The sequence below is a fragment of the Bradyrhizobium ganzhouense genome, assembly GCF_049949285.1.
Classification (GTDB): domain Bacteria; phylum Pseudomonadota; class Alphaproteobacteria; order Rhizobiales; family Xanthobacteraceae; genus Bradyrhizobium; species Bradyrhizobium ganzhouense.
The window spans coordinates 7,336,566-7,348,995 of sequence record NZ_CP181318.1 but is presented as its reverse complement, the minus strand read 5'-3'; the positions used below and the strand labels follow the sequence as shown (position 1 = coordinate 7,348,995).

At 62.9% G+C, this 12,430-nt stretch carries 12 protein-coding genes; 4 read left to right on the top strand and 8 right to left on the bottom strand.

The features are described 5' to 3' along the window. Window positions 1–39 precede the first annotated feature (39 nt). Window positions 40–597 carry a DUF4112 domain-containing protein gene (locus ACLFLU_RS34170; protein ID WP_426414128.1) on the top strand — a complete coding sequence of 186 codons (558 nt, stop codon included), beginning with the start codon at window positions 40–42 and terminating at the stop codon, window positions 595–597. Window positions 598–878: 281 nt separating this feature from the next. On the opposite strand, the gene ACLFLU_RS34165 is transcribed toward ACLFLU_RS34170, so the two are convergent. The 4 genes from ACLFLU_RS34165 to msrA form a co-directional block, all read right to left on the bottom strand. Further along, on the bottom strand, window positions 879–1,172 hold the full coding sequence (locus tag ACLFLU_RS34165) for a hypothetical protein (RefSeq protein WP_426409094.1): 294 nt from the start codon (window positions 1,170–1,172) through the stop codon (window positions 879–881). 212 nt (window positions 1,173–1,384) lie between these two features. Then, window positions 1,385–1,549 (bottom strand): DUF3309 family protein, encoded by a 165-nt coding sequence (locus tag ACLFLU_RS34160; RefSeq protein ID WP_426409093.1) that lies wholly within the window; start codon window positions 1,547–1,549, stop codon window positions 1,385–1,387. 107 nt (window positions 1,550–1,656) lie between these two features. Further along, the gene (gene msrB / locus ACLFLU_RS34155) at window positions 1,657–2,076 is read right to left on the bottom strand and encodes a peptide-methionine (R)-S-oxide reductase MsrB (protein WP_426409092.1); all 420 of its coding nucleotides are present in this window, start codon (window positions 2,074–2,076) and stop codon (window positions 1,657–1,659) included. Between the two features lie 45 nt (window positions 2,077–2,121). Further along, a complete protein-coding gene (gene msrA, locus ACLFLU_RS34150) occupies window positions 2,122–2,823 on the bottom strand; it encodes a peptide-methionine (S)-S-oxide reductase MsrA (protein WP_426409091.1) in 702 nt (233 codons plus the stop codon). A gap of 273 nt (window positions 2,824–3,096) precedes the next feature. Here msrA and ACLFLU_RS34145 point away from each other — a divergent pair, with 273 nt between their 5' ends. The 3 genes from ACLFLU_RS34145 (at window position 3,097) to ACLFLU_RS34135 (ending at window position 7,544) form a co-directional block, all read left to right on the top strand. Next, window positions 3,097–4,785 (top strand): caspase family protein, encoded by a 1,689-nt coding sequence (locus ACLFLU_RS34145; protein ID WP_426414127.1) that lies wholly within the window; start codon window positions 3,097–3,099, stop codon window positions 4,783–4,785. A 132-nt stretch (window positions 4,786–4,917) separates the two neighbouring features. Then, window positions 4,918–6,606 carry a caspase family protein gene (locus ACLFLU_RS34140; RefSeq protein ID WP_426409090.1) on the top strand — a complete coding sequence of 563 codons (1,689 nt, stop codon included), beginning with the start codon at window positions 4,918–4,920 and terminating at the stop codon, window positions 6,604–6,606. 92 nt (window positions 6,607–6,698) lie between these two features. Continuing rightward, window positions 6,699–7,544 carry a metal-dependent phosphohydrolase gene (locus tag ACLFLU_RS34135; RefSeq protein WP_426409089.1) on the top strand — a complete coding sequence of 282 codons (846 nt, stop codon included), beginning with the start codon at window positions 6,699–6,701 and terminating at the stop codon, window positions 7,542–7,544. Window positions 7,545–7,580: 36 nt separating this feature from the next. Here ACLFLU_RS34135 and ACLFLU_RS34130 read toward each other — a convergent pair whose 3' ends face one another. From ACLFLU_RS34130 to napA, 4 genes are all read right to left on the bottom strand, one after another. Beyond that, a complete protein-coding gene (locus ACLFLU_RS34130; protein WP_426409088.1) occupies window positions 7,581–8,696 on the bottom strand; it encodes an ATP-dependent DNA helicase in 1,116 nt (371 codons plus the stop codon). Between the two features lie 100 nt (window positions 8,697–8,796). Further along, on the bottom strand, window positions 8,797–9,438 hold the full coding sequence (locus ACLFLU_RS34125; protein ID WP_426409087.1) for a NapC/NirT family cytochrome c: 642 nt from the start codon (window positions 9,436–9,438) through the stop codon (window positions 8,797–8,799). Continuing rightward, window positions 9,435–9,905, bottom strand: a complete 471-nt coding sequence (locus tag ACLFLU_RS34120; protein ID WP_426409086.1) for a nitrate reductase cytochrome c-type subunit — start codon at window positions 9,903–9,905, stop codon at window positions 9,435–9,437. The genes ACLFLU_RS34125 and ACLFLU_RS34120 overlap by 4 nt, the downstream gene beginning before the upstream one ends. Then, the gene (gene napA, locus ACLFLU_RS34115; RefSeq protein WP_426409085.1) at window positions 9,902–12,415 is read right to left on the bottom strand and encodes a nitrate reductase catalytic subunit NapA; all 2,514 of its coding nucleotides are present in this window, start codon (window positions 12,413–12,415) and stop codon (window positions 9,902–9,904) included. The genes ACLFLU_RS34120 and napA overlap by 4 nt, the downstream gene beginning before the upstream one ends. Window positions 12,416–12,430: the final 15 nt, after the last annotated feature.

The following is a 12,430-nucleotide window of genomic DNA, read 5'->3' as shown; positions in this document are numbered from 1 at the left end:
GCAGCAACCTCCGTTGCGCTCGTGCGTTGCCTGATGACCATGACCATGCCCGACGACGACATTCTCGCGCCACGCAAGTCCCGCTCAGGGACGCAGTCGCGCGCCGATTTTGCGGGCCGCGCGGCGCGCGGGCCGATCATCGACCAGGATGGCCAAGAGATTCGCCCTGAACAGATCCGCCCTGAAAGCCTGGAGCAGGGGTTTCAGGAGTTTCGCTTCGAGTTCGGTCAAGGCAACCCGTTCGGCAATCTGACGCGCGAGCAGCGCATTGCACGGCTCGAGGCGATCGCAAAGCTGCTCGACGTCGCCTTCATCCTGCCGGGCACCAATATCCGCTACGGCATCGACGGGCTGATCGGCCTGATCCCCGTTGTCGGCGACATCATCACCACCGCGATCTCGCTGTGGCTGGTGCGCGAGGCCCGCGCGATCGGCGCGCCCTGGTACATCACCGCGCGGATGCTCGGCAATGTCGCGGTCGACGGCGTGGTCGGCATCGTGCCGTTCGTGGGCGACGCCTTCGACGTCATGTTCCGCGCCAACATGCGCAACGTCCGCCTCTTGCGCCGCTGGCTCGACAAGCAGCCGCGGATTTGAGGCTCGCTCTATTCTTCTTCGCCTCTCCCCGCTTGCGGGGAGAGGCCGACGCGCGCCGAGCGATGCGAAGCATCGTCCGGAGCGGCGGCGGGTGAGGGGGACTCTCCGCGAGCCCCACTCTCACCGAGATTGCTGAAGCAGCCCCTCACCCTACCCCCTTTCCCCGTAAGAACGGGGAGAGGGGAAAGAGAGATAGCGGGAGAGGGAGAACTCAAAACGCAAAAAGCGCGACAGCCTTTCGGCCGTCGCGCTTTCTGCCCACATCGGAGGCTTTAAGAAATTTACGCCGCGTCGGCGTCGGTCTCGGCGACCGATTCCGGCTTGCGGCTGCGCGGCAGCGGGAAAGCTTCGCTCTCATAGAGCGAGCGGATGCCGTTCTGGTCGAACCGCGCTTCCTCGACCTGGAGATAGGCGCCGTTCAGCGAATCCGTCGGCAACTGCTCCATCGCGAACTGCACCGCTTCGGCCGCGGTGCCGAACCGGCGATAGGTGAAGCCCGCGCGCTTCTTCTTGCGGATGGCGGCGGGGAAGAGCTCGGCGGAGGTGTTGAAGTTGAACGGACGCAGTGGACGCATGGTCAAAGACCTCGTGATCTTGTCTGGGGCTTTAAGCGCGTGGGGTTTGGGAGGGCGGAGGCCGCAATCAAGCGGGCCCGCCGCACATCATTTTCGTCCACTAATATAGGCTGTTTTGACAGAAATGCGACCCCTGCGATGGGAGATGATGAATCCGCGCATGGCAGCCCCGCAGAGGCTGTAAACCAAGTAATTTCAATAAGTTATATGATTTACAACTTGCCAAGAAGCAGCAGGACGAGCAGCACCACCAGAACAACGCCGCCGATCCCCATGCCGGAATGGCCCATGCCGTAGCCGTAGCCGCCGATCCGGCCGGACCAGCCGCCCAAGAGATAGATGAGCACCAGGATGATCAGGATGGTCCCGAGTGACATGGCGTCCTCCCTGGCGGCGGCCGGAAGAGGCTCATCGGCTGCACCGCCAGATAAGAAAAGCATATCGCGCCGCCGGGTTCCATGTCGGAACCCGGCGGGGCGCAACCTTATTTCGGCTCCAGCTTCAACGCCGCCGAGTTGATACAGTAGCGCAGGCCGGTCGGCCCCGGTCCGTCGGGGAAGACATGGCCGAGATGGCCGCTGCATTTGGAGCAGAGCACCTCGGTGCGGATCATACCGTGCGTCGTATCGTGCTCTTCGTCGATATGGCTCTCGACCGCAGGCGCGGTGAAGCTCGGCCAGCCGCAACCGGAGTCGAACTTGGCATCGGACTCGAACAGCACATTGCCGCAGCCGGCGCAGACATAGGTGCCGGCACGGTGGTCGTGCTCATATTCGCCGGAGAAGGGACGCTCGGTCGCCTTCTCGCGCAGCACGGCGTACTGCATCGGCGACAATTCGCGCCGCCACTGCTCTTCGCTCTTGATGACCTTGTCGTTGGTGGTTTTCGTCTTGGTGTCGGGCATGGGTCTCCCGTTTGTCTGATGATCTTGTTCTCGATGATCTCGCGATCAGTTGGTGGCCTTGCTGGCGCTGACCAGCGTCGGCTTCTCGATATAGTTATCCGCGAACAGTTTTTTCAGGTTCTCGACCTTCGGGATGTCGTTATAGGCGATGTAGGGCTGGGTCGGGTGCAGCGTCAGATAGTCCTGGTGATAGGCCTCCGCCGGATAGAATGCCTCCAACGCGCCGACCTTGGTCACGATCGGCTTGCTGAACACCTTGGCGCCGTCGAGCTGGGCGATATAGGCCTCCGCGACCTTCTTCTGCTCGTCGGACGTGGTGAAGATCGCCGAGCGATATTGCGTGCCGCTGTCCGGTCCCTGGCGGTTGAGCTGGGTCGGGTCGTGCGCCACCGAGAAGTAGATCTGCAGGATCTTGCCGTAAGAGATCTTCTTCGGGTCGAACTTGATTTCGACCGACTCGGCGTGGCCGGTCCGGCCGCTCGAGACGGTCTGGTAATCGGCGGTCGCCTTGGTGCCGCCGGCATAGCCGGAGACGGCATTGACGACGCCCGCCGTGTGCTGGAACACGCCCTGCACGCCCCAGAAGCAGCCGCCGGCGATCACCGCGGTCTGGATGCCACTTGCGGGTGCTGCGTCGACCGTGGGGGCGGGGATCACGACGGCGTCTTCCGCGGCCCGGGTCGGTGCGGCAAAGGCCAGCGTCAAGGCGGTGGTGGCGGCGAGCAGGGACAGGACGGAGCGGCGCATGGCGGATCCTCTTTCGGAAGGCCTGACAGTTTAGGGCGGTTGAGGGCGGGCGAACAGCCTGCCCGGCGTTTTCAGACACCGGAGATACGGGCGGATCGGGCGATTGTTACGGCGCGACGGACACGAGTCTGTGAAAAAGGCAAGGCATAACGACAAGGCATTACAACAAGACATGACAAATCGGGTTGGCGCGGCCGGGGAAATCCGGCTTGAATGAACCCCACGGTCCGGACCTCGACTTACGAAATGTGGCGCTGGAGCTTGCCTTTCAACATGTGGCGCGGCCTTGTCCTGATCCTTCTCCTCGGGTCGTCATATGCGACGACGGCCGCTGCCGATCCCCAGCTTGGCGACGACCTTGCGACCTGCCGCGACCGGCAGGCGGATGGACAGGCGCGGCTACGGGCTTGCGAAAGCCTGCTCGACGCCGATCGCGTCACCGGCAAGGACAAGGCCATCGCGCTGCTCGCGCGTGGTTTCTGGCTGCTGAACACCAAACGTGATTTCGATCACGCCTTCGAGGCCTTTTCCGCGGCACGCGAGGCCGATCCCGCCAACGTCGTCGCCATCGACGGCCAGGCCCAGGTCTATTGGCGTAAGGGCCAGGATGATCTTGCTTTAACCACCTATGATCTCGCGCTGCAGCAGCAACCCACCTACGGCGGCGCCTATAACGACCGCGGCTTGCTCTATTTGCGCAAAGGCGCGTTGCAAAGCGCGCTGGATGATTTCAATGCCGCAATCAAATTCGCGCCGAAATTTTTTCTCGGCTGGACCAATCGCGCCCGCGTGCGCACGATGATGAAGGACTATGACGGCGCGCTCGCGGACTTCGCCGACGCGGCCAAGATCGATCCGAATGCGCCACAGATCGCCAGCAATCGTTGCGTGACCTTTGCAGCGATGCAGCGTTTCGACGAAGCGCTCACCGATTGCAACGGCATTCTGGAAAAGCAGCCGAAGAACCAGTACGTGCTCGCTAATCGCGGCGACGCTTATCTGGCCAAGGGCGATCTGGATGCCGCGCTCCATGACTACAATTTCATCCTCGATATGAACCCGAACAATGTCCGCGCCCATGCCGGCCGCGGCCAGGTGTTCGAGCGCAAGCAGGATCTGGCCCAGGCGCGCGCCGACTACCGCGCGGCCGCCTTTGCGCTCACGCCATTCGACGAGATCGAGATCGCGATGGCGCGCACCAACGCCAAGTCCCGCCTTGCCGTACTCGACCCGAAGTCGCCGGCCATCCGCGCGACGCAGCGCCGCGTGGCGCTGCTGATCGGCAACGGCGCCTACCGCAACGTTCACGCGCTCAACAATCCGCCGCGCGACTCCAAGCTGATCGCCGGCGCGCTCCGCGATGTCGGCTTCCAGACGGTGATGGTGTCGAACGATCTCAGTCGAGATCAATTCTTCCAGACGTTGCGCGCCTTTGCAGCGGAAGCGGAGAAGGCGGATTGGGCCGTTGTCTATTATGCCGGTCATGGCTTCGAGATCGGCGGCGTGAACTACCTCGTGCCGGTCGATGCCAAGCTTGCGGTCGACAAGGACGCCGAAAAGGAAGCCGTGGCGCTTGAGCAGGTCGTTGCCGCGGTCGGAGGCGCGCACAAGCTGCGCCTGGTGATCCTGGACGCCTGCCGCGACAATCCTTTCAAGCCGACCATGCAGCAAACGCTATCGCTCAAGCTGGTCGACAAGGGCTTTTCGAACATCGAGCCCGGCGTCGGCTTCATGGTGGTCTATGCCGCCAAGCATGGCGAGACCGCGATGGATGGCGAGGGCTCCGACAGCCCGTTCGCGGTCGCGCTCGCCCGCGACGTGCAGCAGCCCAATGTCGAGATCCGAAAACTCTTCGACATCGTCCGAGACGACGTCTGGTCCGCGACCAAGCATGCGCAGCAGCCCTTCACCTACGGCTCCCCATCGGGCAGCGAGGACTTTTACTTCGTGGCGGGGAAGTGACGGGAGCGTAGGGGTGTGTTAGCTGCGAGCTTTCGACAGGTTCTCCATCCGGTCCGGACCAAAGAGCCCGGGGTGAACCCGGGCGACCGGTGGTCGACTTAAGAATATGATGGCAGGAACTGATCTCACAACATGCCGCGCGTCGTCCCCCTGACATTTGTCATACTCGTCTCCAGCCTTGCGATCGCCGCGGCCGAGCCACAATCCGGCGACGACCTCGCCACCTGCCGCGACCGGCAGGCCGACGCCCAGGCGCGGACGACGGCCTGCGAGAACCTGCTCAACGCCGACCGCGTCACCGGCAAGGACAAGGCGGTCGCGCTGTCCGTGCGCGGCAATAATTTGATCAACAAGCGCGACAACGTCCATGCGATCGAGACCTTGTCCATGGGCTTAGGTCTCGATCCCGACAATGCCATCATCCTCAATTTGCGCGGCATCGCCTATGAACGCACGGGCCAGGACGACCTTGCGATGGCGGACTTCAATCTTGCGCTCCAGAAGCGGCCGACCTACGGCGTTCCCTACAACAATCGCGGCGTCATACAGCTGCGTCGGAACGCGCTGCAAAGCGCGCTCGACGATTTCAGCCTGTCGATCAAATACACGCCCAAATTCATTCTCGGCTGGACCAACCGGGCCCGCGTCCGCACGCTGATGAAAGATTATGACGGCGCGCTCGCCGATTTCGCGGAGGCCGAGAAGATCGATCCGACCGCGCCGCAGATTGCCGGCAACCGCTGCATCACCTACGGCCTGATGGGTAAGTTCGACCAGGCCTTTGCCGATTGCAACGGCATCATCGAAAAGCAACCGAAGAACACGGGCGCGATCAACAATCGTGCTGATGTCAGCATGATGAAGGGCGATTTTGACGCCGCGCTGAAGGACTACAATGCGACGCTCCAGATCAACCCGAACAACATCCGCGCCCATTCCGGCCGTGGCCAGATCTACGAGCGCAGGAAAGATCTCGCCCAGGCGCGCGCCGACTATCGCTCCGCGGCCTATTCCCTGACGAAGTTCGACGAGCTTGACGTCGCCCGCGCCCGCACCATCGCGCAGGAGCGGCTCGCGGCGCTGACGCCGCAGATGCCGGGCGGCGCGCCCAGCGGGCGCCGCGTTGCGCTGGTGATCGGCAACGGCGCCTACAAGAACGTCCATGCTCTGCCCAATCCGCCGCGCGACTCGAAGATGATCGCGAGCGTGTTGAAGGATGTCGGCTTCCAGGCCGTGATCTCCGCCAGCGACCTCACCCGCGACAAGTTCTTCGACGCGCTGAAGACCTTCGCCGAGGAAGCGGAGAAGGCCGACTGGGCCGTGGTCTATTACGCCGGCCACGGTTTTGAGATCGGCGGGGTGAACTATCTCGTTCCTGTTGATGCCAAGCTCGCCGTCGACCGGGACGCCGAGACTCAAGCCGTCGCCCTGGAGCAGGTGATCGCAGCAGTGGGCGCTGCGAGAAAAGTGCGTCTGGTGATTCTGGATGCCTGCCGCGACAATCCGTTCGCACCGACCATGCAGCACACGCTGTCGCTGAAGCTGGTCGACAAGGGCTTTTCCAACATCGAGCCCGGTGCCGGCTTCATGGTGGTCTACGCCGCCAAGCACGGCGAGACCGCGATCGACGGCGACAACGGCGCCGACAGCCCGTTCTCCACCGCGCTCGCCCGCGAGATCAAGATGCCGAAGGTCGAGATCCGGAAGCTGTTCGACATCGTCCGCGACGACGTCTGGTCCGCGACCAAGCACGCGCAGCAGCCGTTTTCGTATGGCTCGCCGCCGGGCCGCGAGGATTTCTATTTCGTGGCGGGGAAGTGAGATGCCGCCCCAAACGCAGCCGCGATGTGCTATTGAAGGCTTAACAAAGGAGTTTGTCAGAACCCGCGGCGCACATTGAGATGGGTGTTCAGATGATCACAATTCCAGAACTGGTAGCGCAGACTCTAGCGTCGTTCTTGACTTCGGACACACGAGATCGGTTTGGCTCTTCGCATGCCCGCCTGGCTGAAGTTCTTCCCTTTGCGGCCAGACTCACATTGGAGTGCATCGGTAACAGCGACGCCCTGTATCACAACATAGAGCACTCGATGCTTGTGACTCTTGCCGGGCACGACATCCTGATGGGGCGAATGCTGTTGCGGCCAACGACGGTCGCCGACTATGCGAATTTCACCCTGGCGTGCCTCACCCATGATATCGGATATGTGCGCGGAGTCGTTCAAGGAGACAGCGACGATTCCTATGTCGCGGATTTGGAAGGCCGCATGATCCGTCTTCCACGGGGGGCCTCCGACGCCGCGCTCGCTCCCTATCATGTGGACCGCTCAAAATTGTTCGTCCTGGAGCGCTTCGACGACGTCGAAGAGATCGAGGCAAGCCGAATTGCCCGAGCCATTGAATTTACGCGCTTTCCCTATTCGGAATCCGCAAACGACAGTCTGATGGACGAGGAGGGCATGTTGCTTCGCGCTGCCGACCTGATCGGCCAGCTTGGCGATCCCAACTACTTGAGAAAGTCAAACGCCCTGTTCCACGAGTTCGAGGAAATCGGCCTGAACAAGAAGCTCGGTTATGAAACGCCTGCCGACGTCGTCTACAAATACCCGCAGTTCTATTGGAACAACGTTGCTCCACAAATTCAGGCCGCGATACGCTATCTCAATATCACCTCGAGCGGTCGGCAATGGATCGCAAATCTTTATAGCAATGTTTTCCGGGCCGAGCGCGAGCCGGGTCTATCGGGTCCGCAACCTTGATGACGTCGGTCGGACTTTGTTGAACGTCAGCCGGCTTCAAACCACAATGCTCAACCGCTTCGCCGCGCGCGTGATGCCCGTATACAGCCACCTTGCGCGGCTCTCCTGAAACGCAAAACTCTCGTCGAACAGAACGACGTCGTCCCATTGCGAGCCCTGCGACTTGTGCACGGTCAGCACGTAGCCGTAGTCGAACTCGTCATAGGGCTTGCGCTGCTCCCAGGCGATCGCCTCGACGCCCCCCTCGAAGCAGTCGGCGCGCACCGAGACTTTTGTGACCTTGTGCCCGAAGTCCTCGTCGGGCGAGAGCCGCATGCTGAGGATGCGCGACTTCGAGCGGGAGGTGTTGCGCGACTTCACGCGCCACAGGCCGCCGTTGAACAGGCCCTTCTTGCGGTTGTTGCGCAGGCAGACCAGCTTGTCGCCGGCGACCGGAAAGGTGTCCTCGATGTTCTGGCGTTGCCGCACCCGCATGTTGTAGGCGCGTCGCGTGTTGTTGCGGCCGACCAGGACCTGGTCGGCACCCATGACGCGATCAGGGTCGAGTTCTTTCCGCGACACCACCTCGCTCTCGCCGTAGCGGCCGATGTCGAGCTCGCGGCCCTCGCGCACGTCCATCGACATCCGCACGATCGGATCGTCCTGGGCCTGGCGATGCACTTCGGTGAGCATCGCATCGGGCTCGGTATTGGTGAAGAATCCGCCGCCCTGAATCGGCGGCAGCTGCGCGGGATCCCCTAACACCAGCAGCGGGCAGTCGAACGACATCAGGTCGCGGCCCAATTCGGCATCGACCATCGAGCATTCGTCGATCACGATCAGCTTGGCCTTGGACGCCGGCGCGTCGTCCCACAATTCAAAGCTCGGCTGCTCCTCGCCGGATTCGCGGGCGCGATAGATCAGCGAATGGATGGTGGAGGCGTCGTCGCAACCCTTGTTGCGCATCACCAGCGCCGCCTTGCCGGTGAAGGCGGCGAACTTGACATCGCCGTCCACGCCGTCGGCGATGTGCCGCGCCAGCGTGGTCTTGCCGGTGCCGGCAAAGCCGAACAGGCGGAACACCGGCGGCGTGCCGTTGCGGCCGGGTTTTGCCTTCAGCCAGTCGTCGACGGCCTTGAGGGCGGCATCCTGATGCGGGGTGAATGTGGGCATGTCTGTCTTGAGAAGGGGCGAAACGAAGCGATTCGCCATCCCCCGAAACTAACCATTCGCCCCGCCGGTTCAAGCGGTGCGAATCCGGTCGCCCGCGGCCCTATTGCCAGCCGGGAACGCCGCGCATGTCGGGCAGATGGTGGGCGATGCCCTTGTGGCAGTCGATGCAGGTCTTTTCGCCGGTGAACAGGAAGCGCTGGTGCGCCACCGAGGCCCGCGGCGACTGTTTGGTGATGTCCATGGAGTCGGCGCTGTGGCAGTTGCGGCATTCCAGGGAATCATTGGCCTTGAATCGTGCCCATTCATGCGCGGCGAGCTCGAGCCGGTGATCCAGAAACTTTTCCCGGGTGTCGATCGTGCCAAAAATCTTGCCCCAGACCTCCTTGGAGGCCTGCATCTTGCGCGCGATCTTGTCGGTCCAGTTGTGCGGGACGTGGCAATCCGGGCAGGTCGCGCGCACGCCGGAGCGGTTGGTGAAGTGGATGGTCGATTTCAGCTCGGCGAAGACGTTCTCGCGCATCTCGTGACAGCCGGTGCAGAACTTTTCGGTGTTGGTCAATTCCAGCGCGGTGTTGAAGCCGCCCCAAAAGATCACGCCGGCGGCGAAGCCTGCGAGCACCAGCGTGCCGAGCGCGAAGACCGTGCTCGGCCGCGACAGCACGCCCCACAGTTCGAGCGCGAAATCCCAGCAACGCGCGATGAAGCCGCGCTTGGCTTTTGGCTCGTCAGCTGTCGTCGTCATCGCCGGCCACCCGGACTTGCACGTGACAGCAAGGTGTCGATATCCGTAAAATCGTTGCTCACCGGCGGCGTGGCAGTGTTTTGCGGCACGTGGCATTCGGTGCAGAAGAAGCGCCGCGGCGAGATCGAGGCCAGGAACTGGCCGTCGCGGTCCATGAAGTGGGTGATCGAGACCATCGGCGCCTGCGATTCCGCGATGCGTGCCCGCGCGTGGCACGACAGGCATTTGTTGCCGTTGAGATCGATCTGATAGCCGTCGATGGTGTGCGGGATCACCGGCGGTTGCTCCGGATAGTTGCGCACCTCCCGCTCCGACGTGTTGCGGTTCGGCAGCATCGGCGGCGCCGGGCCCTCGTCGTTGAGCGGGGTCGGACCACGCAGGCCTGAATTCACCGTCTGCGCGGTCAGCGAGCTCGCGCCGGCTGCGATCGCGCAGGCGAGCAGGGCTATGCCAAATCGTTTCATCATGACTGGGTTACCCGCTCGATCCGCACGGCGCATTTCTTGTAGTCGGTCTGCAGCGAGATCGGATCGGTGGCATCTAGCGTCACCTTGTTGATCAATTTGGACTCGTCGAACCACGGCACGAACACGAGACCGCGCGGCGGCCGGTCGCGGCCGCGGGTCTCGACGCGGGCGCGGATGAAGCCGCGGCGGGATTCCACCTTCACCTCGTCGCCGCGCCGGATCTTTGCCTCCTGTGCGTCGTCGGGATGCATGAAGCAGACGGCCTCGGGGAAAGCCTTGTAGAGCTCGGGCACGCGGCGCGTCATGGTGCCGGAATGCCAGTGCTCCAGCACGCGGCCGGTCGAGAGCCAGAACGGATAGTCATTGTCGGGCGATTCCGCCGGCGGCTCGTAGGGTAGCGCGAAGATGCGCGCCCTGCCGTCGGGGTAGCCGTAGAACTGCACGTCGGTGCCCTGCTTGACGTAGGGATCGCTGCCCTCGCGAAAACGCCAGCGCGTCTCCTGGCCGTTCACCACCGGCCAGCGCAGGCCGCGCTCCTTGTGATAGCTTTCGAACGGCGCGAGGTCGTGGCCGTGGCCGCGGCCAAACGAGGCGTATTCCTCAAACAATCCCTTCTGCACGTAGAAGCCGAACGCCTTGGATTCCTCGTTGGCGTAACCTTCCTCGATCTCCGAGGTCGCAAACTTGTCGACCTGGCCGTTTTTATAGAGCACGTCGAACAGCGTCTTGCCGCGGACGTCGGGCTTCTTCGCAATCAGTTCCTCCGGCCAGACCTCCTCGATCTTGAAACGCTTTGAGAATTCCATCAGCTGCCACAGATCTGACTTGGCCTCGCCGGGGGCGTGGACGAGCTGGTGCCAGAACTGCGTGCGCCGCTCGGCATTGCCGTAAGCGCCTTCCTTCTCCACCCACATCGCGGTCGGCAGGATCAGGTCGGCGGCGAGCGCCGTCACCGACGGATAGGCGTCCGAGACCACGATGAAATTGTCGGGATTGCGGAAGCCCGGATAGGTCTCCTCGTTGGCGTTGGGGCCTGCCTGGAGGTTGTTGTTGACCTGCACCCAATAGGCGTTGATCAGGCCGTCCTTCAGCATCCGGCTTTGCAGCACGGCGTGCGCGCCGTTCTTATCGGAAATGGTGCCTTCCGGCAGCAGCCAGAGATGCTCCGCCTTGTCGCGGTGCTCCTTGTTGGTCACGACCATGTCGGCGGGCAGGCGGTGCGAGAAGGTGCCGACCTCGCGCGCGGTGCCGCAGGCCGAGGGCTGGCCGGTCAGCGAGAACGGACTGCTGCCGGGCGAGCAGATCTTTCCGGTCAGAAGATGGATGTTGTAGACGAGATTGTTGCACCAGACGCCGCGGGTGTGCTGGTTGAAGCCCATGGTCCAGAACGAGACCACTTTTGTCTTCGGATCCGCATAGAGCTCGGCGAGTGCCTCCAGCCGGTTCATCGGCACGCCGGACATCTCTGACGCCTTCTCCAGCGTGTAGTCCGAGACGAACTTGACGTATTCGTCATAGCTCATCTCGGTGGAATCATTTGCCTTCGCTGCGCCCGTCGCCTTCTTCTGCAGCGGGTGCTCGGGCCGCAGGCCATAGCCGATATCGGTCTGGCCGCGCCTGAAGATGGTATGCGCGGCGACAAAATCCTTGTTGACGCGGCCGGTCTTGATGATGTGGTTGGCGATGGCGTTGAGGATGTAGAGGTCGGTCTGCGGCTTGAACACCATGCCGATGTCGGCGAGGTCGAACGAGCGGTGCTCGAAGGTCGAGAGCACGGCGACGCGGACATGCGGCGCGGACAGCCTGCGGTCGGCCAGACGCGTCCACAGGATGGGGTGCATCTCCGCCATGTTGGAGCCCCACAACACGAAGGCGTCGGTGGCCTCGATGTCGTCATAGCAGCCGGCCGGCTCGTCGATGCCGAAGGTGCGCATCATGCCGGCGACGGCGGAGGCCATGCAGTGCCGCGCATTGGGATCGATATTGTTGGTGCGGAAGCCGGCCTTGAACAGCTTCGACGCCGCATAGCCCTCCCAGATCGTCCACTGGCCGGAGCCGAACATGGCGACGCCGTTGGGCCCGCGCTTCTTCATCGCCTCCTTCCACTTCAGCTCCATGATGTCGAAGGCTTCGGTCCAGGACACGGGCGTGAAGTCGCCGTTCTTGTCGTATTGGCCGTTGGTCTTGCGCAGCATCGGCTGCGTCAGTCGGTCATGGCCGTACATGATCTTGGAGAGGAAGTAGCCCTTGACGCAGTTCAGGCCGCGATTGACCTCGGCCTTGATGTCGCCATGGGTGGCGACGACGCGGTTGTCCTTGGTCGCGACCATCACCGAGCAGCCGGTGCCGCAGAAGCGGCAGGCGGCCTTGTCCCATTTCAGCTCGGACGAGTCGCGCTCGGTGACCAGATTGGCGGCCAGCGAAGGTGCCGGCATGCCGGCCGCGGCGGCCGCGATCGCGGCGGCCTCGAGCTTCAGCATCTGGCGGCGGTCGAGCTTCGGCGATGTCATGATGGCTCTCCCGGC